Annotated in this window: 24 protein-coding genes; 18 read left to right on the top strand and 6 right to left on the bottom strand. The window is 32.8% G+C overall.

All coding sequences use genetic code 11. The annotated features are described in order from the left end of the window. Nucleotide 1 precedes the first annotated feature (1 nt). The 8 genes from LBP67_07550 (at nt 2) to LBP67_07585 (ending at nt 6756) form a co-directional block, all read left to right on the top strand. Nucleotides 2-664, top strand: coding sequence for a lactate utilization protein (locus LBP67_07550; GenBank protein ID MDR2084832.1), 663 nt, complete (start codon nt 2-4; stop codon nt 662-664). Beyond that, nucleotides 657-863: a DUF2007 domain-containing protein gene (locus tag LBP67_07555; protein ID MDR2084833.1), complete on the top strand. Its 207-nt coding sequence runs from the start codon at nt 657-659 to the stop codon at nt 861-863. The genes LBP67_07550 and LBP67_07555 overlap by 8 nt, the downstream gene beginning before the upstream one ends. A gap of 9 nt (nt 864-872) precedes the next feature. After that, a complete protein-coding gene (locus LBP67_07560) occupies nt 873-1688 on the top strand; it encodes a phosphatidate cytidylyltransferase (protein ID MDR2084834.1) in 816 nt (271 codons plus the stop codon). Between the two features lie 155 nt (nt 1689-1843). Further along, a complete protein-coding gene (locus LBP67_07565; GenBank protein ID MDR2084835.1) occupies nt 1844-2500 on the top strand; it encodes a phosphatidylserine decarboxylase family protein in 657 nt (218 codons plus the stop codon). A gap of 22 nt (nt 2501-2522) precedes the next feature. Beyond that, nucleotides 2523-3260, top strand: a complete 738-nt coding sequence (locus LBP67_07570; protein MDR2084836.1) for an AAA family ATPase — start codon at nt 2523-2525, stop codon at nt 3258-3260. Then, a complete protein-coding gene (locus LBP67_07575; protein ID MDR2084837.1) occupies nt 3261-4394 on the top strand; it encodes a DUF4435 domain-containing protein in 1134 nt (377 codons plus the stop codon). A gap of 8 nt (nt 4395-4402) precedes the next feature. Then, complete coding sequence (locus LBP67_07580) at nt 4403-5440, top strand: LD-carboxypeptidase (protein ID MDR2084838.1); 1038 nt, start codon at nt 4403-4405, stop codon at nt 5438-5440. Between the two features lie 125 nt (nt 5441-5565). Beyond that, nucleotides 5566-6756, top strand: coding sequence for an MFS transporter (locus tag LBP67_07585; GenBank protein ID MDR2084839.1), 1191 nt, complete (start codon nt 5566-5568; stop codon nt 6754-6756). A 191-nt stretch (nt 6757-6947) separates the two neighbouring features. Here the strand turns inward: LBP67_07585 and radA are convergent, their stop codons facing one another. The 4 genes from radA to LBP67_07605 all read right to left on the bottom strand — a co-directional run bounded on the left by radA (nt 6948) and on the right by LBP67_07605 (nt 10032). Beyond that, the gene (radA, locus tag LBP67_07590) at nt 6948-8318 is read right to left on the bottom strand and encodes a DNA repair protein RadA (GenBank protein MDR2084840.1); all 1371 of its coding nucleotides are present in this window, start codon (nt 8316-8318) and stop codon (nt 6948-6950) included. A gap of 2 nt (nt 8319-8320) precedes the next feature. Next, a complete protein-coding gene (gene rfaE2 / locus LBP67_07595; protein MDR2084841.1) occupies nt 8321-8782 on the bottom strand; it encodes a D-glycero-beta-D-manno-heptose 1-phosphate adenylyltransferase in 462 nt (153 codons plus the stop codon). After that, nucleotides 8748-9785 carry a flippase-like domain-containing protein gene (locus LBP67_07600; protein ID MDR2084842.1) on the bottom strand — a complete coding sequence of 346 codons (1038 nt, stop codon included), beginning with the start codon at nt 9783-9785 and terminating at the stop codon, nt 8748-8750. Before LBP67_07600 ends, rfaE2 begins: the two co-directional genes overlap by 35 nt. Nucleotides 9786-9864: 79 nt before the next feature. Continuing rightward, on the bottom strand, nt 9865-10032 hold the full coding sequence (locus tag LBP67_07605) for a 4Fe-4S binding protein (GenBank protein MDR2084843.1): 168 nt from the start codon (nt 10030-10032) through the stop codon (nt 9865-9867). Between the two features lie 108 nt (nt 10033-10140). Here LBP67_07605 and LBP67_07610 point away from each other — a divergent pair, with 108 nt between their 5' ends. After that, nucleotides 10141-11418 (top strand): replication-associated recombination protein A, encoded by a 1278-nt coding sequence (locus LBP67_07610; protein MDR2084844.1) that lies wholly within the window; start codon nt 10141-10143, stop codon nt 11416-11418. A gap of 312 nt (nt 11419-11730) precedes the next feature. Then, nucleotides 11731-12162: an Hsp20/alpha crystallin family protein gene (locus tag LBP67_07615; protein ID MDR2084845.1), complete on the top strand. Its 432-nt coding sequence runs from the start codon at nt 11731-11733 to the stop codon at nt 12160-12162. A 95-nt stretch (nt 12163-12257) separates the two neighbouring features. Here the strand turns inward: LBP67_07615 and LBP67_07620 are convergent, their stop codons facing one another. Beyond that, entirely contained in the window at nt 12258-13124 is an 867-nt protein-coding gene (locus LBP67_07620) for a C4-type zinc ribbon domain-containing protein (protein ID MDR2084846.1), read from the bottom strand. A gap of 163 nt (nt 13125-13287) precedes the next feature. Here LBP67_07620 and lpxK point away from each other — a divergent pair, with 163 nt between their 5' ends. After that, nucleotides 13288-14358 carry a tetraacyldisaccharide 4'-kinase gene (gene lpxK, locus LBP67_07625; protein ID MDR2084847.1) on the top strand — a complete coding sequence of 357 codons (1071 nt, stop codon included), beginning with the start codon at nt 13288-13290 and terminating at the stop codon, nt 14356-14358. On the opposite strand, the gene LBP67_07630 is transcribed toward lpxK, so the two are convergent. After that, on the bottom strand, nt 14332-14835 hold the full coding sequence (locus LBP67_07630) for a hypothetical protein (protein MDR2084848.1): 504 nt from the start codon (nt 14833-14835) through the stop codon (nt 14332-14334). The genes lpxK and LBP67_07630 overlap by 27 nt on opposite strands. Nucleotides 14836-14928: 93 nt before the next feature. Here LBP67_07630 and LBP67_07635 point away from each other — a divergent pair, with 93 nt between their 5' ends. The 7 genes from LBP67_07635 to LBP67_07665 all read left to right on the top strand — a co-directional run bounded on the left by LBP67_07635 (nt 14929) and on the right by LBP67_07665 (nt 24940). Next, on the top strand, nt 14929-15699 hold the full coding sequence (locus tag LBP67_07635; protein MDR2084849.1) for a UDP-2,3-diacylglucosamine diphosphatase: 771 nt from the start codon (nt 14929-14931) through the stop codon (nt 15697-15699). A gap of 96 nt (nt 15700-15795) precedes the next feature. Continuing rightward, nucleotides 15796-16383, top strand: coding sequence for a nicotinamidase (locus LBP67_07640; protein MDR2084850.1), 588 nt, complete (start codon nt 15796-15798; stop codon nt 16381-16383). Then, nucleotides 16380-17543 carry a nicotinate phosphoribosyltransferase gene (gene pncB, locus LBP67_07645; GenBank protein ID MDR2084851.1) on the top strand — a complete coding sequence of 388 codons (1164 nt, stop codon included), beginning with the start codon at nt 16380-16382 and terminating at the stop codon, nt 17541-17543. The genes LBP67_07640 and pncB overlap by 4 nt, the downstream gene beginning before the upstream one ends. 82 nt (nt 17544-17625) lie before the next feature. Then, entirely contained in the window at nt 17626-22095 is a 4470-nt protein-coding gene (locus LBP67_07650; protein ID MDR2084852.1) for a hypothetical protein, read from the top strand. Nucleotides 22096-22252: 157 nt separating this feature from the next. Further along, nucleotides 22253-23542, top strand: a complete 1290-nt coding sequence (gene tyrS, locus LBP67_07655; protein MDR2084853.1) for a tyrosine--tRNA ligase — start codon at nt 22253-22255, stop codon at nt 23540-23542. Between the two features lie 328 nt (nt 23543-23870). After that, nucleotides 23871-24362, top strand: coding sequence for a hypothetical protein (locus LBP67_07660; protein ID MDR2084854.1), 492 nt, complete (start codon nt 23871-23873; stop codon nt 24360-24362). 20 nt (nt 24363-24382) lie between these two features. Beyond that, nucleotides 24383-24940: an HD domain-containing protein gene (locus LBP67_07665; protein MDR2084855.1), complete on the top strand. Its 558-nt coding sequence runs from the start codon at nt 24383-24385 to the stop codon at nt 24938-24940. Nucleotides 24941-24944: the final 4 nt, after the last annotated feature.

The raw sequence follows: 24944 nt of genomic DNA on the forward strand, positions 1-24944 counted from the left end.
TATGGAAGATAGTATCGCAAAAGAAAAGGTAATGCGGGCAATTATTACCGCTCTTGAAGATAAGGGTAGCTTTGACCCCCAATTAAGAGCGGATGTTGACGGCGATTATTTTGCTCCTATTGAAATAGGAACCGTACCTTTGGCTTTTGCGGAAAACTTCGTGGATAACGGCGGAATATTTATATTCTGTGAAGACACTAATGATTTGTGCGGAAAACTTTCATTAGCATCCAAAAACTATAATTGGGGAAACATTTTTTGCAATAAGAATATTATTAAGGCTTATTTGGAACGTGCAGGATTATTATATAAATCCGATATTGAAAAACATGATTCCTTCGAAACGGGATTAGTTTTATGCGAATCTCTTGTAGCTCGCCACGGCAGCGTCGTTGTTTCGGCATCATCAAATAATGATCTCAAACTTTTAAGTTCAAGCAGTAATATCGTTATTATTGCAGATGTAAATCAAATTGTAGGTGAAATAAAAGATGCGATGCAATTTCTTAAAGATAAATTTATCAACTCTTTTCCGCCTTATATCTCTGTAATTACCGGTCCGAGCAAAACAAATGCAATTGAAAATAAATTTGTTGTCGGAGGACAGGGTCCTAAAAATATTTTTTTATTTTTAACCAACGAAAAAATTAATAATCATGGATGAAACAATGAAATTAGTTTACACAACCAATAAAGAGTATCAAATGAATATTATACTCGCCTTATTGGAGGAAGACAATATTAAAGGTAATGTTATCAACAAACATGACTCAACTTACCAAACTTTCGGTGATATTGAGCTTTACGTTGAGGAGAAAGACTTCGAAAAAGCAAAAGAAATTGTTGACAAAGCAAAACTTTAATAAGAAAAAGTGAAAAATTTTATTATTCGTACTCTTTCCGCAATAATCTTTGCAGCAGCAGTATTAACAGCTTTTTACTTCGGTAAAACCGTAACTTTCTTTTTGTTCGGCATTTTTATGACCATAATTCTTTGTGAATATAAAAACTTTTCAACTTTTAAAAATATTTTCGGATTGGTTTTATATGCACTTCTTGGTGTAATTTTTTATTTCATAGGAGTTTACGGCAGTGATCCCATTTCAATGAGGCAGTGGGGAGCATTAACAATCTTGTTTTTAATTGCTTTCTTCATGATTATTTCCCAAAGAAATTTACAGTTTTCTCCTTTCGTTAATAAAGTTTCAATGTTTTTCTACACAGTTGTTCCGTTTATAATGTTTATGTCTTTTTTCGATTTTTCGGAGCGACTTTTCAACGGGAATAGTTTTTTACTTCCATTTATATTTATAGCAACTATCTGGATCGGAGATTCTTTTGCATATATTTTAGGTTCGATTATCGGCAAACATAAGATGGCGCCTAAAATTTCCCCTGCTAAAACCTGGGAAGGATTTATAGGCGGACTATGCGCTGTTATTCTTGCCATGATAATATTCCGTGTTATTGTCCCTGTTCAATCTTATTTCTTTTGGATACTTTTCGGAATAATAATTTATATTCTCGGAACGTTTGGTGACTTGACCGAATCAATGTTGAAACGCAAAGCCGATTTAAAAGATTCCGGTTGTATGATGCCCGGCCACGGCGGTGCATTCGACCGATTTGATTCTTTTATTCTTGCCGTACCGTTTACAGCGTTGCTATTGTTAACCTTTAATATTTAGTGATTAGAATAGCAGATAAATAAGATTGCTATTTCGAATAAAATAAGAAATTTGATGATTCTCCTTGATTTACAAGACACCCGACTCTATATGATGAAATCAAAATTCAAAACAAAACAAATAAAATTATACTTATATTAAAAATATTTACAAAAATGAAAATTCACAAAGAAGGTCGAAAAGCAATATTTTACGGTACATTTATCGCAATAATACTGGCTATTCTATCGCTGTTTATTCTCAGCGGACCCAATACTATTGAAATAATAATCTTCTGTGTAATTATTATTGGAATATTGTTATTGATATTCTTCTACAGGCATCCTAACAGACACAAACATATTAACAAAGACGCAATAATGATTCCCGCCGACGGTAAGATAGTTGTTTGTGAAAGAGTTTTTGAAAATACCTATTTCAAGAAAGAATGTATGCAAGTATCAATCTTTATGTCGGTTTTCAATGTACATGTTAACTGGATTCCTGCTTCAGGAACAGTAGTTTTTAAAGATCACAAAGACGGAGAAAATTATCCTGCTTATAATCCGAAATCTTCGCATCTGAATGAAAGATGTTGCACAGTAATTAGGCTTGAAGACGGAAGGGAAATTATGTTGACTCAAATAGCCGGTCTCGTTGCCCGCAGAGTTATAAATCAAGTTAAAGTCGGCGATAAAGTTAAGCAGGGCGACGAGCTCGGAATTATCAAATTCGGTTCGCGTGTCGACATTCATCTGCCTATTGATATGGAAGTTGAAGTTGAAATGGAACAAAACGTCAGGGCAATGAAAACCATTCTCGCAAAATTATAAACATCACACTAAAAAAATAAAAATGGATAGAAAGGTTAAATCGGTAGAGATAAAAAATCTCTGGGGAAGAATAAACATCAACTGGACTGATGTTTTTGAAGATGTAAATGTTATAGTTGGAATTAACGGTTCCGGAAAAAGCACCACATTAAAAGCCATGTACACTTTACTCAGCAATCCGAACTGCGATATGTCGTCTTTTCCTTTCGATTATATTTCAATAAAAATTGGAGATGAAGAAATTCGTTCCGATAAAAATAATAATCTCAAACAACCTTTTCTTATTGAAACATTAAACCGAGACGAAAATTCTTATGATTACATCGTCAACAAATTAAAGCTTTACAAAGAATTAGAAGACATCGAACATCAAAATAAACGATTCGAATATTTCGCATCTATTATAAATCAATTATTTATAAAAACAAAGAAAACATTGGATCTTACATCGGATTCAACTATACAATTCAGAGATTCAAAACAGAACATTATTAAGTTTGAAAAATTATCTCTGGGCGAAAAACAAATGTTAGTGTTTCTCTACAAGGTTTTTTTAACGCGCGAAAAACCTTATATTCTATTTCTTGACGAGCCCGAATTATCTCTATATGTCGGATGGCAATCATATCTAATAGACATTATCAAAAAATTAAATCCCAATTGTCAGTTATTTATTGTAACACACTCTCCCAACATTTTTAGTAACGGCTGGGGATCAAGAGTTGTTCATATCGAGGATTATTTTACTGAAGTTGAATAAATGGAATCATCAAGAGAGGAATTTTACAAATTTGCAGCTGCAAATTATGCAGGAACGGCAGTTATTAAAAAGTTAACTGCGGCAGTACATGTTGAGGGCACTTCGGATATTCATTTCTGGAAAAAGATCTTTAAACAGTTTTATCCTAAAGGAAAGTTTGAATTTATGGCTTATTCAAAAGCTTATAATGAAAAGGGAAATGATGAGAGTTATGCCAGCGGTTCAATGCATTGCTTGAATTATAAACCGTATTTATCTGATAAATTTTTTATCTGTATTGATAGTGACGAAAGGTACCTCAGAGAAGAAGCGGATATAAATATCAAAAATTATATCTTTCAAACATATACATATTCCATTGAGAATCATTATTGTTATGCTCCTAAATTAAATTTCGGTTGTATTATTGCCACCGGACTTAATATACAAAAGTACTTTTCGCCTCTTGTTAATGATTTTTTTGATTTCAGAAAATTTTTAAAGGAATATTCGAATATCATTTATGAAATATTTATTTGGCATATGTATTTTTCAAAAATCGGCAGCTCAGAATTATGTGTCATGCCTTTTAATAACATTATCACAATAAAGGGAAAGGTTCCTGCAAATCAGGTAAGTAATAATGGATCCGGACTTATAAGAAGGTTGAAAGATAAAGTTAATTCCAAAATGAATAAACTGAAGCGGGAATATCCTGATGTTGACATTGAACCCTATAAGGAACATTATGCTCAGTTAGGCGTTAATCCCGATAATGTTTATTTATTTATTCGAGGGCACAATTTACTGGGATTTCTTTCCAAGATTGGAGAAAGATGTTGTGAGTATTTACTCGGCTTAGAAAAAGAGAATCTCGGAAACAACACAAAATTAATCAAGAACATACATCAGAAAACAAAATCATTTAAAAATGTTACTCAAAGAAAGATTTGGTTCGATGATTATGAATGTATGAATAAGATTCAGGATGATGTGAACTTTTTTTTCAGAATGAAAAATGGAAAAGGTAAAAAGAATATTAGCGAAGGATACGGGAATATGATGGATGGAAACTCGAACGATTATCCAAAATCAGAAAACAGTGATCCGAAACATGAGGCCGAAAACTCAGAATCTAAAATTCAGAATCAATAAACCAAGTTATGATTTGTCCTCCATATTTGAAATCCGGTGATTCCGTTGCAATTGTAGCACCGGCACGAAAGATTGCTTTGAGCGAGATATCCCAAAGTATTGAAATCTTACAATCATGGGGGCTAAAAGTAATTTTTTCTAAGAATCTCTTTGAGTCCTACGACCAATTTGCCGGAACTGATATGCAACGCGCCGATGACTTTCAAGAAGCAATCAACAATCCTGAAATCAAAGCTATTTTCTGCGCCCGCGGAGGCTACGGCAGTGTCCGTATTATTGATCAAATAGATTTTTCTCCTTTACTTTCATCTCCAAAATGGATTATTGGATTCAGCGACATAACCGTTTTTCACTCCAAACTTAATACACTCGGCATAGAAAGCCTTCACGCTCCTGTTCTGACAACTTTAAGCGATGCACCGCCCGAAACATTAATCAAGATTAAAAACACTCTTTTCGGAGAAGCATTACAATATAATATTCAACTTAATAAAGCAAACAGTTTAAATATTGATGGTGAATGTACCGGCGAATTAATCGGAGGAAATTTATCTATCCTCTACTCATTATTAGGCAGTAATTGTGATATTGATTTTAGAAACAAGATTTTATTTATTGAAGATTTAGACGAATATTTTTATCATATTGATAGAATTATGACGGCACTGAAACGTGCCGGAAAATTATCCGAATTAAACGGATTGATTGTGGGAGATATTGCAAAAATGAATGATAATTCAATTCCTTTCGGAAAAACCGCAGAGGAAATTATACATGATATTGTGGGAGAATATAATTATCCTGTTTGTTTTAACTTTCCGGCTGGACATATTCCCAACAACAATCCTTTAATACTGGGAAGAAATATTTCATTAACTATCAATAAAACAAATATTAACATTGATTTCTTCACAAAAACCACAGACAAGGCAATACCTAATTCGAAAAAAAGAATTATAAAATTATCATTAGTATTGCTGGCATTCTTCGTAATGATTTGGGTAGTTTATAAAATTGCGAGCCATTTTATTTTGAAAATGTTCTGAAAAGTTCAAGAATACAAAGTCTGTCGTTTTTGTGTTCCCATTTAATTAATTTCTTAATTCTTATTTATTAAATTTCTAAATTAAAAAGTTATATTTGCAGAAATTATAATAAAATTAAGTTAATTATGAAAAATTCTTTATCAGTATTTGCAGTCTTTTTGGTTTTCCTAGCAATGGGTTTCGGCGATGCAGCCGGACAATTAGTTTCCATTATTGAAAAAGCTTTTAATGTTACGCCTTTTACGGCATCATTGGTTTCATTCTCTGGAATGATAATGTTTGGTGTTTTATCAGTGCCTATGGGCGTCCAACAATCGAAGATTGGTAAAAAGAAAATGCTGATAATCGGATTACTATTTTTCTTGTTGGGAGCAATACTTCCGATAATTGCATTTACCTTTCCGACAATTTTATTAGCCGTATTACTGATGGGCGCCGGCGCAACTATTTTGCAAGTATCGGGAAATCCGCTGATGAGAGATGTTTCATCACCCGGAAAATATTCCAGCAACTTATCATTTGCTCAGGCAATCAAGGCAATCGGCACACTTTCTACATCTCTTATCATTGTAATTGCAGGAACATCATTAATGAAATACGGATGGTTTACTCTAAATGGAGAAAACGGCGAGTTAATTAATATCGGTTTCCGCATTCTATTTCCAATATTTGCATGTGTATTATTGTTAACATTAATACTTGTAATAATATTTGTTCCTAATGCCACAAAACAAGATATAGAGAAACCTACCACTTTAGGTAAATGTATTAAAACTTTAGGAAATCCATACATTTTAGTTATGTTCCTCGGAATATTCTTCTATTGTGGTGCCGAAGCATCCATGTTTAACAGAATTCCTTCAATATTTGCAAATTCTCCCGAAATCGCTTCATCAGGTAATATAGTGTTTATCGTCGCTTTATTTGTTGGCAGGCTTTTAGGAGGAATTATCCTAAGATATGTAAAACCGAAGACATTTTTATATATGACAATAGCCATATCAATTCTCGGAAACCTCATGCTCTTCATTCCAAATAATAATATCAGCACATGGATAAGCTTTATACTAATTGGTATAGGATTTGCCAATATTTTTCCGCTTATCTTCTCAATGTGTATTGAAAGGTATCCTGAGAAAAGTAATGAAATATCAGGATTAATGACAACCGCAATCGTTGGTGCCGCTTTTGTTCCGCTATTGACAGGATTAGTTGCCAATTACGATTCTAAACTTGCATTCTTAATTCCGCTTGCTTGCTTAATTTATTTGACTTTCGTTGCATTAGTAAATAGAAAATCTGCAAAAAGCAATTAAGAATTAAAGATTATAATTAGTAAAGATGGCTAAGATATAGTTTCAATAGGTAATAACAAAAATTTGTTATTCGGTATTTTATTTACAAGTATATAAATAAGTTAGGAAAGTTTTGTTATTTTATCTACACAAATTTTGATTGCAATATAAAATCAATGTGTATAAAAAGATACGAAATTTTAAACCTAAGATTATCCGAACAAATATCTGAAAACTTCATCTATCCTGTTCAATCCGATGATTTCTATATTTGCTCCTCTAATATCCAGTTTTTTTATTCCGTAACCTGAAATTATCATCTTTTTAAATCCTATCTTTTCAGCTTCGGAAATTCTCTTTTCGATATGAGTTACCGGTCGAACTTCGCCTGCCAAGCCTATCTCTCCGGCAAAACAATAATCATGATTTAGAGGCATATCAACAGTAGATGATAATACAGCGCTCACAACAGCCAAATCTATCGCCGGATCATCAATTCTAATACCGCCGGCAATATTTAGAAATACATCTTTCGACGAAAGTTTAAAATTACATCTTTTTTCCAAAACGGCTAAAAGCATATTCAATCTTCTGATATCAAACCCCGTAGTTGTGCGTTGCGGAGCTCCGAAAGCCGAAGTACCAACCAAAGCCTGAACCTCAACAATTATCGGACGCATTCCCTCCATTGTAGCGCCAATACTTATTCCGCTGAGATTTTCGGTATTGTTCGAAAGTAAAACTTCCGAAGGATTATTCACTTGAATTAGTCCCGATTGCTGCATAAAATACATTCCCAACTCGGAAGCAGAACCGAACCTGTTTTTTATTGTCCTCAATATTCTGTATCCGTAATTTCTTTCTCCTTCGAACATAATCACGGCATCCACAATATGTTCCAAAATTTTCGGACCGGCAATAGAGCCGTCTTTTGTAATATGCCCAATCAAAAATACTGGTACTTGGCTTGATTTTGCATATTGCTGAAAGGCCGCGGTACATTCTCTAATCTGCATTATACTTCCTGCGGAAGATTCAAAAGATGTATTGTAAATAGTTTGTATTGAATCGATAATAACTAAATCCGGATTTAATTTTTTTACTTCATCGAAAATAATATCTATATCCGTTTCATTCAGAAGAAATAAATTATCGGAATTATTTTTTTTAATTCTGTCATAACGCATTTTAATCTGGCTCTTACTTTCTTCACCGCTCACATAAAGCACTTTTAAATCTTTCAGACCTATAGCAATTTGGAGCATAAGAGTAGATTTTCCGATTCCGGGTTCACCTCCCACGAGCACAATAGAACCTTTAACAATTCCTCCACCGAGTACGCGATTAAATTCGTTATCATCGCTATGAATCCTTATCTCATTGTCGTCATAACTTATTTCATCAATCTTTACAGGAGTTGAATTTTGAATAAAACCGTGTGGTTTTCTATCTTCTTTTTTATCTTGTTTAATATGTTCTTCCCTGAAAGTATTCCATTCGCCGCATGCAGGGCATTTTCCCATCCATTTCATACTTTCGTTGCCGCAATTTGTACACAAAAAAACAGTCTTAGTCTTTGCCATAATTACATTTTAGATATTATTGATGAAGAAGAATAACCTTCTTTAAAAGGAAGAATAACAACTTCACCGCCCATCTTTTTAACGAAATTGGCACCGATGATATTATCAACGGAATAATCGCCACCTTTCACAAGCACATTCGGTCTAATTCTTTTAATTAATTTTAATGGTGTTTCTTCATCAAACATTACTATGAAATCAACAAAAGATAAAGAAGCAAGTAAAAGTGCTCTATCGTTTTCATTATTAACCGGTCTATTTTCGCCCTTTAGTTTTCGTACGGAATTATCTGTATTTAAACCTACTATTAAAACATCTCCAAATTTAGCCGCATTAAATAAATATTCCACATGCCCCGCATGCAAAATATCAAAGCAACCGTTGGTAAACACGATTTTTTTGTCTGAGTCCAATTGTAATCCGTCGATACTAACAATTTTCTGTTGCGGTTCTTCGACTTTCATTCTTTTTATTATTAATAAGAGGTAATAAAATAAGTGCAGTAATTCCACCGATAATTACCATTACGGTTTGGTTTAGCCATATCAACCACCCCATAGCGTAACCTATTGCCGATGAAATTCCGTATATGACAAGCACTTCTGCAACAATCATCGGATAAATTCCGATACCGCCTTGTACTAAGATAATACCGATAGTACTAAATACAAGCGAGGATAATGCTGCGTCGGCGCCTAAATGTGATGTTTCGGGTAAACAGAAAAATATGAAATATGTCATAAAAAAATAACAAACCCAGAGTAATATTGTATTAAAAATAAATTGCCAGGGTTTCTTCATGTGTATCAAAGAAATAATTCCATCCCATAAACCTTTGAACAAAGATGTTATCTTTACAATTATTTTATTTTCAGGATAACGTTTCTTAAAAAACAGAAACAGTAATACTGCTGCCGCACAAACCAGAATCCCTACAATTATTAATAACGCAAATCCTGAAATTGAAGAAGTTTCATTAAAACTTGCAAATATTCTATTATTCAAATAATCTTTTAAAGTATCGAATTGCCAAATAGCATTGATTACAAAAAGTAATAGGAACATTATCATATCAAAGACGCGTTCGGTAATAACCGTTCCGAAAGATTTCTCAAAAGGAATCTTTTCATACTTTGCAAGTAATCCGCATCTGGTAATTTCACCTAATCGCGGAATTGCCAAATTTGCAAAATAAGCTACCAATACAGAGAGAAATACATTATAGTATTTCAATTTATACCCAAGCGGTTCCATTAGAACTATCCATCTTGAAGTACGTGCTATATTACTGAGTATTCCGAATAGTAAACCGATAAACAACCAGAAAAATTTGACATTTTTTAATGAAAGTTTAATCTCTTGTATTTCCTGTGGCGTAAGTTGACGTACGAAAAGCCAAATTAATAAAATTCCTATTCCTATAAAAAATATAAATTTTAATATATCCTTGAGTAACTTTTTTTTCATTAATAATAATTGTGGTTAATTTATAAAAAAAGCCCGAGCGAAATACTTGCGTTCGGGCTTTTTTATTTTCAGTATGATTTTACTCAGGGTGAATAGCCTCCGTTGGACATACTGAAGCACATGAACCGCAATCAGTACATGTGTCAGGATCAATTTTATAAATATCCCCTTCTGAAATCGCTTCAACAGGACACTCATCAATACAAGTTCCGCAAGCAATACAATCATCTGTAATTACATAAGCCATGTCAAATAATTTTTGATTAACAATGCAAAGTTAGATAATGTTTTTAATAATGCAAGGTTTTTTCACAAAAAGTTTCTAAACTTTATTAATTTTGCAGAAAAATTTTTGATGCAAACAATCCCTTTGGCAGAAGAATTACGACCAACTTCGCTTGATGATTACATCGGTCAGAAGCATCTTGTCGGCGAAGGCGCGGTTCTTCGTAAAAGTCTGGAATCCGGGCTCTTACCTTCTATAATTCTTTGGGGACCGCCTGGGGTTGGAAAAACTACTTTAGCATTAATTATTGCAAATTATTTGAAACGACCGTTTCATTCTCTAAGCGCCGTTCATTCAGGTGTAAAAGACGTTAGAAATGTAATCGACAAAGCACAATTGGAATATAATCCGATTTTGTTTATTGATGAAATTCATCGTTTTAGCAAATCACAACAAGACTCTCTGCTTAGCGCCGTAGAAAAAGGAATCATTACTCTAATCGGCGCTACAACAGAAAACCCGTCGTTCGAGGTTATCCCCCCCCTACTATCTCGTTGCCAGGTTTATATCTTACAGAATCTTGAAAAATCAGATCTTGAGATTTTAATTGAGAAAGCAACGAATCATTTAGCAGAAAAATTAAAAAGGAAAGTTATTATCCAAGAAAATGAAGCTTTGATAACTGTTTCCGGTGGCGACGCAAGAAAACTGTTGAATGCTTTGGAGCTGGTTGTCAGTTATGAACTCCAAAACATTAGTCCTGATAAAGATATTGTTATCACCGATGAAATTGTACTCGGTGTCATACAACAAAATCTTGCTTTATATGACAAGAACGGTGAAATGCATTATGATATCATTTCCGCATTTATTAAATCAATGAGAGGAAGTGATCCTAATGGTGCCGTTTACTGGCTTGCACGAATGATAGAAGGTGGTGAAGCGCCTGAGTTTATTGCACGCAGAATGTTGATATTAGCTTCCGAAGACATCGGTAATGCGAATCCAAATGCATTGCTCTTGGCAAACACATGCTTTGATGCAATAAAAAAGATTGGCTGGCCTGAATCCAGAATAATACTTTCGCAGACGGCTATATATTTAGCATGTTCCCCAAAAAGCAATGCTTCGTATATGGCAATCGAAGAAGCACAAAATTATATCAGAAAGAATGGCCTTGAACCCGTGCCGTTACACCTTCGCAACGCTCCTACAAAATTGATGAAAGATATCGGCTACGCTAAGAACTACAAATATGCACATTCTTACGACGGCAATTTTATAGATCTGGAATTTCTTCCGAAGAAATTGAGCGGCAAAAAGTTCTACGATCCGCAAAGAAATGCACGGGAAGAAGAACACAGGAAGTTTTTGAAAAATCGTTGGAAAGATAAGTACGGTTACTAACCGTTCGAGATACACTATTAAAATTTTATCCGCCAACCGGAAAGAAGCAGTAAACTTCTTGACGATTAATGCCACAATGAAGCCAATCTTATAATGAATTACTGATTAATATTTTCTACTGATTTTGAGATAAAACAAAATTTATCACAAATTTCAATTCAAGTTTTACAGACAAAACGACATGCAAAATCTTTGTCGTTACGCCATTTTGTCACAATATTAATAATGGTATATATTTTGATTTAATCAATAAAAAACAAAATTAAAATTTAAATAAAAAGTCAAAATCAAAATTAATAAAGGAGAAAAATTATGAAAGTAGTAAAATTCAATGATCCGTCAGATTTAACAAAGGTATTTGACGATTTTTTTAACACAGGTATTGATCGTATAAAAAGAATTCCTGTACCTTCAGTAAATATTTCTGAAGATGATAAAGAATATGTAATTGAAGTAGCTGCACCCGGTAAGGAAAAAGCTGATTTTAAAGTAAATTTGGATAACAATGTTTTAACAATTTCTTCCGAAATACAAAAGGAGAAAGAGGAAAAACCGAAACATAAGAAAGACAGAAATTATATTCATCAAGAATATTCTTATAGTTCTTTTGAAAGATCCTTCAACTTATCTGATGATATTGATCAGGATAGTATTGAAGCAAAATACGAAAAAGGTGTATTACATGTAATATTACCGAAGAAAGAAGTAGCAGTAAACAAGAATAAAGAGATTGCTATTTCATAATCATTTTTTTTATTTTTACAAAGAAAAAGCCATCGAGATATTAATTTCAATGGCTTTTTCATTTTAACACTAAACTTCAATTAAGAAAGGAGCTTTTATTTTATTTCTTGTTCTATTTCCTGTTTAACTTTATTCTCTATTTCATTATCAACCAAAACTCTACCGCAAAACTCGCAAACAATAATCTTTTTATGCATTTTAATATCTAATTGGCGTTGAGGTGGAATTTTATTAAAACAACCTGCGCAGGCATCTCTTTCAATAGGTACAACAGCCAAACCATTACGTACATTTTGACGGATACGCGTATAAGCATTTAACAAGCGGTCTTCGATATAGCTTGCATGTTTTTCAGATAAAGCTAAAAGAGTTTCTTCCTCATTAACTGTTTCTTGTATAATGCTGTCGAGTTCGGATTTTTTTATTTTCAAATCGTCGCGCATTTGTTCAAGATTTTTTTCAGCGATGTCAATATTAGCCTGCAACCTTTCAATTGTCATTGTATTCTCTTTAATTTTCTTTTCAGACAATTGAATTTCAAGAGTTTGATACTCTATCTCTTTATTAATGGAATCATATTCACGATTATTTCTAATAAGTTTATTCTGACTTTCATACTTTTTTATCAACTCATTAGCTTCCTCAATCTTATTTTTTTGTTCAACAATATTTTCTTTACTTTTTACAATCTCAGCCTTACTGTTATTTACGCGTGTTTGCAAACCTTCAATCTCATCTTCAAGGTCTTGCACCTCAATTGGAAGTTCTCCTCTTACAATTCTGATTTCGTCAATTTTAGAGTCTATTAATTGCAAACCGTATAATGATTCAAGTTTCTTTTCTATTGTGACATCCGGCGCATTCTGTACGTCATTATTATTCTCAACTATATTTTTTTCTTTTAATTCGTCTTTTTTTGTATCAAGTTTTTTTTCATCATCTACATTTTTTTTCTTTGCCATATTCTCTAAGTGTTTTGTTTCTATTATTTTACAAGTAGAAATTTTTATTCTACAAATTCTTGCAAAATTAGATTTTTTTTTCCAATAATTCTTCTTTTTTTTAATTTTTTATCATATATTTGCAAAGTTTTGATAATGTGATGGCGTATAATAGCATTTTAGCGTGAGTAATAAACGATTATATCTATATCCGGCGGCTTTAATATATGGTTTAGCAATTAGACTGCGAAATGCTTTTTTCAATTTAGGAATATATAAAGAGGTTAAATTCAATGATGTACTTGTAATAGGTATTGGAAACCTTACTGTCGGTGGGACAGGAAAAACTCCTATGGTTGAATATTTAATTCGAAAACTGTCCGATGAACATAATATTGCAATATTAAGTCGCGGTTACGGTAGAAAAAGTAAGGGTTTCCGTGTTGTGGCTTCTACAGACACAAGCAAGTGCGCCGGTGACGAACCATTACAAATTGCCTCGAAATTCAAAAACATCAACGTCGTTGTCCAAGAAGACCGTCGCGAAGGTATAAAAAACATTCTAAAACAATTTCCTGAAACACAAATAATTATCCTCGACGATTCTTTTCAACACAGGCACGTTAAACCCGACATAAATATACTTCTAACTGATTATTTTGATTTATATACAAAGGATTTTTTATTGCCGGTAGGTGGACTTAGAGAGCACAAGCATGAAGCAAAACGAGCTGATATAATTATAGTTACAAAATGTGATAAAATCATCTCACCAATAACAAAAAGATACTTCAAGGAAAATCTAAATCTTGCCGGACATCAAAAAATGCTTACATCATACATAGTGTACGAAGATTTGATGCATTATGAAAATTCAATGCCTTACAATTTCGACAGAAAAAAATATACCACAGCCATATGCTTCTCAGGTATTGCCAATAACTATTGGTTTATTAACGAGTTAAAGAATATTTTTTCCGATATTGAAGTTATTGAATTTGGGGATCATCATAATTACACCACAAAAGAAATAAAACAAATAGTAACTAAATATCAGGATAATTACGGCAACAGAAAAGTTGTAGTTACAACCGAAAAAGATTTGATGAGACTTAAAGACAAGAAATTTGAATCTATGTTAAAGGAAATTCCTCTTTTTTACCTGCCGATAAAAACTGAGTTTCATGCTAATCATGGCGAAGATCTCATTAAAAGAATCAAAGAAAATTTACTCACCAAGATCCAAAACAAGTAAGCTGTATTTGTGAGGTTTATCCAAATGATATTTTCGTTTATTCAGAGGAGTAATTGCTGCCGCTGCAGCCATTGCAGATATAGGTAAAACATAATCCAAGGTTGTCATTTCAACCTTATCTCGAGTTAATAAAGTATTTATTCCCGTAAACCCCAAATAAAAGGCACCAGCGCCTCCGACAACATACTGCGAAATCTGAACTGCTTTTCTATCAATATATATCTTCGCAATTTTCTTATAATCGAATTCGCTCGTATAGCCGACAATCATTGTTTCATCTTCTATCGCATTAATTCGTCCCTTAATCTTAACACAATTATCGCCATCGCAATATTTAAAGGAGATAATATCTCCCACAAAAAATTTGGCATTATATTTTGTACCATCTTTTTTTACCAAAATCATCTTTTGAGACATCGCCGGCAGCACACAAAACATCAATAATATGATGAAACAAACTCTTATTTTCTTATTCATATAACATTTGATATTATAATCCACAAAGATAATATTTTTTATTTGCAAAATAACCACTATCTTTGAGGCGAAAAATTTTATGATAATTTATGAATGAATGATAATAGAGATAAATATTATTTTCTATCTGATTTTCACTTAGGTATTCCTGATAATAAAAGTTCTTTAGAAAGAGAGTTAATTTTAATAAAATGGTTTGATGATGTAAAAGCTGACGCAAAAGAAATATATATTTTGGGTGATATTTTTGATTTTTGGTTTGAATATTCAAAAGTTGTTCCTAAAGGATTTATACGTTTTTTAGCAAAGATGGCCGAGATTATTGAATCAGGAATAAAAATACATGTGTTTCACGGTAATCATGATTTATGGGAATTTAAATATTTACGCGACGAAATTGGGGTGATATATCATAGAAAACCCGAAACAATTGAATGTAACGGTAAAAAAATTCACATGGCACACGGAGACGGATTAGGCCCTGGAGACGGATTCTATAAATTATTATTGAGAATATTTGAAGGAAAATTCAATCAATTGTTATTCCGTTGGATACATCCCGATTTAGGCATTAGATTAGCTCTGAAATTATCTAATAAACACAGATATATTAAACGTCATGATTTAGGAAAAGATATTAATATCAACCTTGATAATGAATTACTGTATAAATACGCCGTAAATAAAAGTAAAGAATCTCCTGAAATAGATTATTTTATTTTCGGGCACAGACATATTCCCATTCTTACCGAATTACCAAACAGCAAAGCGGAATTTGCTCTGTTGGGCGATTGGATGACTCATTATACATATTGCTCACTGGATAAAGATGGTAACTTAACTTTAAATAAATTTCAAACATAATTTTTGTTAGCAATTATTTATAGTAAAAAACAATTTTGATAATATTAAACGTTATTTAAATAATATAGTTTTTGATAATATTCTAATAAACATAACATGAATGCATTAATTGTAGTTGACATACAAAATGATTTTTTGCCCGGCGGTAGTTTAGGTGTCGCTGATGCCGATACGATTGTAAACAAAATCAATGCAATAACTAAATATTTCGATTATTGCATATATACAAAAGATTGGCATCCGGCCGATCATGAATCTTTTATTTATACATGGCCGGAACATTGCGTTCAATATAGCAAGGGCGCAGAATTTCCAAAAAACCTGATTATTCCCGAAAACGCTATAATAATTTACAAAGGCTGTAACTGTAAAATAGATTCGTATTCGGCTTTTTTAGACAATGATAAGGCAACCGGCACACCGTTAAGCGGTATATTATTAGCAAAAAAGGTGGATACGGTTTTTATCTGCGGTTTAGCTACAGATTACTGTGTGAAATATTCAGCATTGGATGCAATTTCATTAGGATATAAAACTTACCTTATTGCCGACCTTACAAAACCTGTAAATGTTAAGCCCAATGACTATGAAAAGGCTTTACAAACAATGAAAAAAGCCGGAGTCAAAATTATTTCATCCGACAATTTAGAACTTTTAATAAACACAACCCAAAGCAAATCATGATTAAGTCTATACTCGATAACGATTTTTATAAATTTACAATGCAGAAGGCTACTGTTAATCTGTTTCCTAGAGCTATTGTTAAATACGAATTTATTAACAGATCAGGCACTAAATTTCCGGATGGATTTGATAAAATTTTGATGGAAAATATCAGGGAAATGAAAGGATTAAAATTAACTAAAGATGAAAAAGATTTTCTAATTTCAAGATGTTACTTTTTAGATCCTGCTTACATCGATTTTCTGGCAGGCTATCGCTTCGATCCTGACGAAGTAAGGGTTAGTTGCATTAACGGCGATCTTAAAATCAATATCATCGGATATTGGTACAGAGCAATTATGTGGGAGATTCCTCTTATGGCCTTAATATCAGAATTGTATTTCAATATTTTGGGTGAACCCATTCTACCCGAAAATGAAATTCAGAAAAATGCCGAAGAAAAAATGAAATTTTATGAATCTCTGGGCGTCCGCGTTTCCGATTTCGGTACTCGTCGCAGATATTCTTATAATAACCATGATAAAATAATTCAAACACTTACCAAATTTTCCGACAAAACATTCCTTGGTACTTCAAATGTACATTTTGCTCAAAAATATAATGTGAGTCCTATGGGAACCCAAGCTCATGAATGGTTTATGTTCCACGCCGCCAAATACGGTTTTAAAATGGCTACCATTTTCGCCCTCGAGCATTGGATTGATATTTATAGAGGAGATCTCGGCATTGCACTTTCAGATACATTTACTACCGATTTGTTTTTTCTTTATTTCGATACGAAATTGGCAAAATTATTCGATGGTGTGCGCCATGATTCCGGCGATCCGATTGTTTTTGCTGAAAAAACAATCAATCATTATAAAAAACTTGAGATAGATCCTACAACAAAATCAATAGTATTTTCGGATTCCCTCACTCCAGACAAAGTTAAGGAAATTCGCGATTATTGTTCCGGAAAGATCCGGTTCTCTTTCGGTATCGGAACCAATTTTACTAATGATGTGGGCGTAACTCCTTTAAACATCGTAATAAAAATGGTTGAAGCTAAGCCGGAAGGAAGAAATTGGGTTAATACAATCAAACTATCCGATGATGAAAGTAAAAACACAGGGGATCCGTATACAATTGCACTATGCAAACAAATAATTCAAAATCACTGAAATAGTTTCGTCATTAATTATCCGGCAAGTTTATAAATTCGGCTAATACGGCGGAAATAATTATTAATCAACAATTTTACATATGGTAAAAAAAACACTTTCAATAATTGCATTCCTTCTGTCGGTATTAACCTCTTTCTGTCAAAATACGGAAATAACAACTTTTTATCCGGGCACCGAACTTGTTACCAACTTCAATTCATACATAGACAACATTGGAAAAGATTACTCAAAAGAGCATATTCAAAGTATTAAGAGTAATTTTACAACAATAATCAAGCACAACAAATTCAATTACTTTTATGAAGAACAGCTGTGTAATTCATTAAACTGTCTTTCTGCTTACAATTCATCTTTCTCCATTGTAAACACATTTGTTTCAGCATTTGCAAATATGCTGAACAGTAATTTCACAGATAATGATTGCTCAAATTGGGTTAAATCGATATGCAATCTCAGTCCTGATTTACAACTATTTAATCTTTGGAAAGATTTTTTTGCCGATAATACAGTAAGTATAACATCTTACAGCAAATGGCAGGTAATTAGTCCGGCTAAGATAGAATTAAGCTTCTCAAATGAAACTCCTTATGTTATTTTCGAAAATGGGATTCTAACATGTCCTTTAAATGATAGTATTAAAATTCACGATTGTTCGGGAGAGATTAATCTTCTAACTAAAGAATTATCTGCTAACGGCGGCAGCATATTTTGGGAGAAGGCAGGAATGAACAAAGATACTGTTTTTGCAAAATTACCTGAAATATATCATCTTACACTTGACAATATTACAATTACGATTGAAGCGGTTAAATTGTATCACAAAAAATATTTTCAAGGAACCGCTTTATTGGGAAGCATAACAGACAGGTGCGTTCAGGGGTCAAATACAAGCAATGCGCGTTATCCAAAATTTAATGCATACTCTGATAATCCGATAAGCATCAGGAATATTTATCCGAATATGAATTATGTGGGCGGATTTGAATTGGACGGAAGCCAGATTATCGGTTCGGGAAAAGAAAAACAAGATGCGGAAATTACTATATTCCGTGAAGGAAAGTCTGTTATTACTTTAACATCCAAACGGTTCAATTTCAAAAAAGACGGTTTTGCCGCCGGAAAAGTTGACTTCACTCTAATAACCAAGAATGATACCATTTCTCACGCAAACGCCGGAGCTAAATATATGCTCGTCGACAATGTTCTTGATATCATACGCGACCCTGACAGCAGAGGCGGAGCGCCGTTTTCAAGTACTTACCATAAACTCAATATTTATTGCGAACAATTGAGGTGGAAACTCAATACAGACGAAATAATTTTCACCTCATCGGCAACAATTTCAAAAGAAGGAAGAGCTTTTTTCGAATCAAAAAACTTCTTCTCAAAAGACAGATTTCGTCAATTTGAAACCGCCGACGGAACAAATTCAATTCTACAATTATTACAATATTCCCGTAAATATACAGATGAATTTTATCTTTATGAATATGCGGAGTATCTTAGAAAAGGTCAGGAACAAGTTAAAGCAAGTTTGTTGCTCATTTCTAATTTCGAACTTATTGATTATGATTTGGAGAGAGATAGAATTAAGGTAAATAAAAAACTTCACGATTATGTTGCGGCTTACAGTGAAAACAGAGATTACGATATTATAAGCGCTTATTCGAATGTAAAAGGAATTGATAATGCCGTTTTAGATTTCGAAAAAGATTTATTAACTATCGAAGGAGTAAGCGAGCTGGTTTTCAGTGAACAGAACAATGTTATTTTATTTCCGACAAATAATAGGATTAATATTCTCGATGAACTTACGATAGAATTCGGTGGTTATTTGCAAGCAGGACTTGTGGATTTTTATATTCAATCGGGAATTTTCGATTATCATAATTTTAAAATGAAGTTATCACAAGTTGATTCTATGAGCTTCTTCATTAATACGGGAAAATATGATCAATACGGAAAACCTGTTGTTTCAAAAGTAAACAGTCCGATACAGAATCTCTCAGGAACCCTTGAAATAAACAAACATTTTAACAAATCCGGGAATTTAGATTTTCCTGAATATCCGATTTTTACTTGTGATGATTTTGCCCATATCTATTATGATAATCCCGCAATTTGCAATCAGGTTTATAATCGTGATGAATTTTACTTCTTAGTTGATCCTTTTTCAATCGACAGTTTACAAAGTTTCTTGCCTCAGAATCTTTCTCTTGACGGGGAGTTTGTTTCTGCAGGTATTTTTCCTAACTTCAGAGAAAAAGCCACAATAATGCCCGATCTCTCACTCGGTTTTACACATAATACTCCAAACACGGGTTATCCGATGTACGGCGGTAAAGGTAAATTCTATAATACAATAATTTTGAGCAATGATTGCTTAAAAGGAAAAGGGCAAATTGATTATATAACAGCTTCTTTAAAATCCGAAGATTTTGCAATTTACCCGGATTCTACTAATGCAATTGTTGAAAGATTAAATATAGATGAACTTGTTTCTAAAGTCGAATACCCGCAAGTTTACGGAAACACATCCAAAATGCATTGGAATGTTACAGAAAATTATATGGACTTCAGCACTGTAACCGGCGACCCTTATTACATGTTTCACAATTTCTTAACCTTAGACGGAAATATTCAATATTCACCTGAGTATCTTAAAGGAAACGGAATAATTACTAAAGATAATGGGAAAATACATTCCGATGATTTCGACTTTAAAGCCCATAATCTCTATGCCGATTCATCGCACTTTCAACTATTTCTTCCCGGAAACAAATATTTAGCCGTTGATGCGGATAATTATAATGTGTTTTTAAACGTAACTAATAAATCTGCGGATTTTGTCGCAAATAACAAAACTGATTGCGGATTAAATTTTAAGGAGAATGCTTATTTCGTAGAATTTGATAAATTTGAATGGAAAATAGATAATAATTCTTTAGCACTTGGTGATAAAAACCATTTAAGCAATATTTTAAACGAATCTGTACTAAACAGCTTACTTGATACCGGCGCCGAAGGATATTTAGCTACCGCTTTGGGCAAGAAAGCCGATTCATTACAATTTTATGCAAAAGCAGGACTTTATGACGGTGATGCTTTTGTTCTAACATTAAGCGGAATTGATTATATTGAGGTTTCAGATGCGGCTGTTTTTCCGCTTGACGGTTCGGTAAAAATTACCGCCGGCGGAACAATGATGCCTATTACAGATGGTTTTGCAATTTTTAATCTTACCGAAAGATATCATACTCTGTATAATATTAATCTTTCAATAGAATCTAAAAATGTTTTTAAAGGCTCGGCTTATTATAATTATATAGATGTAACAGACAATATAACACCGATATTCGTAGAAAATGTTTCAAGTACAAAAGAACAGGTAAGAGGAAGAGCGGTAATTTCAGAATTAAGTCCTTTACTCTTAAATCCCGTTGTTGAATATCAGGGCATGGTTAGTATTTACAACACTTCACCCAAATTAGACTTCAACGGTTATTATAATGTAAAACAGGTTTGTTTTGAAAATAATACTTGGATAAAATTGCAACACGGTGCTGATCCTGAAAACTTACAACTTCCGGCTAATGAATCTATTTTATCAATAGAGAACAAACCTATTTACTCCGGAATGATTTTTTCAAATCCCGGAGCAAATATTTACCCTGCATTTTTATCTTCAAAAAACAAAATACCCGATATTCCTATGTTTAATGTAGAAGGAATGTTAAGTTTTAACGGAAATATTTATACGATTTCGGATACTACAAATAACACTATCTTTCCAAAGGAAAATCTTACTCTTAATGCTGCTGATTGTATAATGGACGGAAGCGGAGCATTCAACTTGATGGAAACTCCGGGAAGATTATCAATTGAAACCGCCGGAGAACTTAATTATAATCTGATGACCGATAGTATTATCATGGAAATAGCTCTGTTCCTTGATTTTCATTTTAACGAAACGGCATTAAATATTTTGTCGGGAGATATACAAAACTCTCCCCAATACGGCGGACAATTTACAGGAGGAGGAAATAAATATTATACCGCATTAAGTCATCTCATATCTGAAACTGAATTTGAAACATATTACAATGAAACAAGTAATTACGGAATTCCTCAAAATATTCCACAGTTGCTTAAATCAAAAATTGTAATATCGAATGTAAAACTAACCTGGGATAATATTGAAAAGGTTTTCTATTCAACAGGCCCTATTTCAATTTCATACATAAACGGACAAATTGTAAATAAAACACTTAACGGAGTAGTTGAAATTTCTAAATTTGGCGGTACGGAATCAATTTCAATAATGTTTCTTGCAAAAAATGCTATTACACAACAGGATGAAAAATATTTCTTTTTCTACCACAATAATAATATGTTTACATATTCCACAAATGATAGCTTTTCGAATTTAATACGTAACGACAGTAAGAAAGTCAGACGTCTAAAACGCGAAGGCAAACTTCCACCGTATCAATATATTATTGCCACAAGTGACAGACTGTTATCTTTTAGCAAGAAATATGGACTTTAATGAATTAAGTATTTCATGATAAGATTGCGACAATCGGATATGTATAAATGAAGTTAAGATTGCAAATTATTAATTTCATTCCCAACTTCACATTATCAATTGCCCATTGCTAATAATTTAGTACCTTTGCGGAATTTTAAATATTAATGATCATTCGATGAATTTTATTGAAAATTTAAGATGGCGCGGAATGTTGCAGGATATAATGCCCGGCGCTGAAGAGCAACTTCAAAAAGAATTAACAACTGCCTATGTTGGAATAGATCCGACTGCCGATTCATTGCATATCGGACATTTAGTAAGCGTAATGATGCTTAAACACTTACAGGAAGCAGGGCACAGGCCTATTGTATTGGTAGGCGGTGCAACAGGAATGATAGGCGATCCTTCCGGAAAATCTCTTGAAAGAAATCTGCTTGATGAAAAATCTATTAATCATAATATGGATTGCATCAGGAAGCAACTTAGAAAGTTTCTGGATTTCGATTCTTCAAAAGAGAATAATGCTATTATGGTGAATAATTACGATTGGATGAAAAATTATTCATTTCTCGAATTTATCCGTGATATTGGAAAGCATATTACCGTTAATTACATGATGTCTAAAGATTCCGTAAAAAAACGCATCATTGGTGAAACCCGTGATGGAATGTCGTTTACAGAATTTTCTTATCAGTTAGTTCAAGCAACAGATTTTCTTGAATTATATAAAACTTATAATTGTAAACTTCAAATGGGAGGTAGCGATCAATGGGGAAATATTACCACAGGCACTGACCTCATCAGAAGAGTTCTAGGTAAAGAAGCATTCGGATTAACCTGCCCTCTTATTACCAAATCCGACGGCGGTAAGTTCGGAAAAACCGAAACAGGTAACATTTGGCTTGATCCTGAAAAAACTTCCCCATACAAATTTTATCAATTCTGGCTTAATTGCTCTGATGATGACTCCGAAAAATATATAAAGATTTTCACTTTATTTTCACATGAACATATTAATGAAATAATTGAAAAACATAAAGAAACTCCCCATTTGAGATTATTGCAAAAAGAATTGGCAAAAGATTTAACTATCCGCGTACACTCCGAAGAAGATTATAACTCTGCTATTGAAGCATCGAATATACTTTTCGGAAACAGTACAACCGAAAATTTAAAAAGCATTCCTGTTGATATGCTTTTATCTGTTTTCGAAGGAGTTCCGCAAGCAACAGTTAGTCGTGATGCAATCAACGAAGGTATCAGCATAGTTGATTTTCTTTCCGACACTACCGGATTCTTTCCGTCAAAAGGAGAAGTCAGACGCTCATTAAAGGAAAATGCAATATCAATCAACAAAAACAAAGTTGATGAATCATATATTATTGATTCAAAAGATATAATCGGGAATAAACTAATATTAACACAAAAAGGTAAAAAGACTTATTACCTCGTATTAATCAATTAGATATTTCTCTTACTTTACAATAAATAAAAGGTTGTTCAGGTTTTTGTACAGCCTTTTTTATTTTTATGTAAATTACAAACTTATTATACAATTCAATAGAAGTAGTATAAATAACAATATTTTTTCATAATTAATAAGGTTTAAATTCTGCTTACTCTTTTTTAAGGATTTTCGGCTTACTCCTTTTTGGGTACTAATAATCTATTATTAAATTGCATAAAAGTCCTTAACAATACCATTTGTTAACGTTTTTTTAAGATATTTTTACAAACATTTAATCGCAAAGTCCTGTATTTTATATATCTTTGCAAGCTAAAGAAAAATTTATATGAAGTTTAGAAGTGTTTTTTTATTAATATTAGTATCGGTAATTTTTAGTAGTTGCAACAAACAAAAAGTTTATTTTTCACAAACACATACGTTCAATCATGGTATCTGGCCACGTTTCGAACATGTTATCTTCGATGTACCTATACCTCCTTCAAAAAATCTTGACATGGTGCTTGAAATTACTCATGATCAAAGCATTAATTTTAATATTCTTCCTTTACATGTAATTATGACAAATGAGGATGGAGAAGAACGTATTAGAGAGTTTCAAATAAGATTAAAAGATGCGCACGAATTTCGCGGAGAAATACAGGATGACGGAATGATTGTGTATAAACATGTAATAAGATCAAACTTTTCAACTCCGGCTCAAACAACTTATAATGTTGATATTGAGTGTTTTTATCCCAAATACGAAATTCCTTGTATTTATGCTTTAACTTTAAAATTAGTAAAAGCATCAAACGCAGACAAAAAAGATAATATGTAATATCCCTAAATCACTATTTTATGGATATTAATGCCGTTATACGAAAATATTTTCCTTACGGATCGGAGTCATATAATATTTATTATGCACATGTTACTGCCGTTGCGGATACTGTTGCAAAAATCTGCGAGCACAATAAACATCTCAAAATAAATAAACTATTCGCAATCAATGCTTCTCTTTTACATGACATTGGGATATGCATGGTTAATGCTCCACAAATTCATTGTACGGGTTTCGCTCCGTATATTCAGCATGGAATTATGGGTAGAATAATTCTCGAAGATGAAAATATTAATGAGTATTCATCTGTTTGCGAAAGACATATCGGAACAGGATTATATAAAGAAGATATTATCAATGGAAAATTACCTTTACCTATTAAGGATATGTATCCTGTAAGTTTAGAAGAAAAAGTTGTTGCTTATGCTGATAAATTTTTCTCAAAATCAAAACACAATCTTTCAAAACCGAAGGAAATAAATCTGATTCGAGAGGAAATTGCTAAACACGGAAAGAAACATATTGATACTTTCGACAATTGGTGTAATTTGTTTGGTTACGAATATTTATATTAACTTA

Source organism: Bacteroidales bacterium (genome assembly GCA_031276035.1).
Classification (GTDB): domain Bacteria; phylum Bacteroidota; class Bacteroidia; order Bacteroidales; family BM520; genus RGIG7150.

Bases quoted from the DNA above. Each gene is read 5' to 3' on its own strand.
- LBP67_07550 (MDR2084832.1), top strand. From the start codon at position 2: ATGGAAGATAGTATCGCAAAAGAAAAGGTAATGCGGGCAATTATTACC.
- LBP67_07555 (MDR2084833.1), top strand. From the start codon at position 657: ATGGATGAAACAATGAAATTAGTTTACACAACCAATAAAGAGTATCAA.
- LBP67_07565 (MDR2084835.1), top strand. From the start codon at position 1,844: ATGAAAATTCACAAAGAAGGTCGAAAAGCAATATTTTACGGTACATTT.
- LBP67_07570 (MDR2084836.1), top strand. From the start codon at position 2,523: ATGGATAGAAAGGTTAAATCGGTAGAGATAAAAAATCTCTGGGGAAGA.
- LBP67_07575 (MDR2084837.1), top strand. From the start codon at position 3,261: ATGGAATCATCAAGAGAGGAATTTTACAAATTTGCAGCTGCAAATTAT.
- LBP67_07580 (MDR2084838.1), top strand. From the start codon at position 4,403: ATGATTTGTCCTCCATATTTGAAATCCGGTGATTCCGTTGCAATTGTA.
- LBP67_07585 (MDR2084839.1), top strand. From the start codon at position 5,566: ATGAAAAATTCTTTATCAGTATTTGCAGTCTTTTTGGTTTTCCTAGCA.
- radA (MDR2084840.1), bottom strand. From the start codon at position 8,318: ATGGCAAAGACTAAGACTGTTTTTTTGTGTACAAATTGCGGCAACGAA.
- rfaE2 (MDR2084841.1), bottom strand. From the start codon at position 8,782: ATGAAAGTCGAAGAACCGCAACAGAAAATTGTTAGTATCGACGGATTA.
- LBP67_07600 (MDR2084842.1), bottom strand. From the start codon at position 9,785: ATGAAAAAAAAGTTACTCAAGGATATATTAAAATTTATATTTTTTATA.
- LBP67_07605 (MDR2084843.1), bottom strand. From the start codon at position 10,032: ATGGCTTATGTAATTACAGATGATTGTATTGCTTGCGGAACTTGTATT.
- LBP67_07610 (MDR2084844.1), top strand. From the start codon at position 10,141: ATGCAAACAATCCCTTTGGCAGAAGAATTACGACCAACTTCGCTTGAT.
- LBP67_07615 (MDR2084845.1), top strand. From the start codon at position 11,731: ATGAAAGTAGTAAAATTCAATGATCCGTCAGATTTAACAAAGGTATTT.
- LBP67_07620 (MDR2084846.1), bottom strand. From the start codon at position 13,124: ATGGCAAAGAAAAAAAATGTAGATGATGAAAAAAAACTTGATACAAAA.
- LBP67_07630 (MDR2084848.1), bottom strand. From the start codon at position 14,835: ATGAATAAGAAAATAAGAGTTTGTTTCATCATATTATTGATGTTTTGT.
- LBP67_07635 (MDR2084849.1), top strand. From the start codon at position 14,929: ATGAATGATAATAGAGATAAATATTATTTTCTATCTGATTTTCACTTA.
- LBP67_07640 (MDR2084850.1), top strand. From the start codon at position 15,796: ATGAATGCATTAATTGTAGTTGACATACAAAATGATTTTTTGCCCGGC.
- pncB (MDR2084851.1), top strand. From the start codon at position 16,380: ATGATTAAGTCTATACTCGATAACGATTTTTATAAATTTACAATGCAG.
- LBP67_07650 (MDR2084852.1), top strand. From the start codon at position 17,626: ATGGTAAAAAAAACACTTTCAATAATTGCATTCCTTCTGTCGGTATTA.
- tyrS (MDR2084853.1), top strand. From the start codon at position 22,253: ATGAATTTTATTGAAAATTTAAGATGGCGCGGAATGTTGCAGGATATA.
- LBP67_07660 (MDR2084854.1), top strand. From the start codon at position 23,871: ATGAAGTTTAGAAGTGTTTTTTTATTAATATTAGTATCGGTAATTTTT.
- LBP67_07665 (MDR2084855.1), top strand. From the start codon at position 24,383: ATGGATATTAATGCCGTTATACGAAAATATTTTCCTTACGGATCGGAG.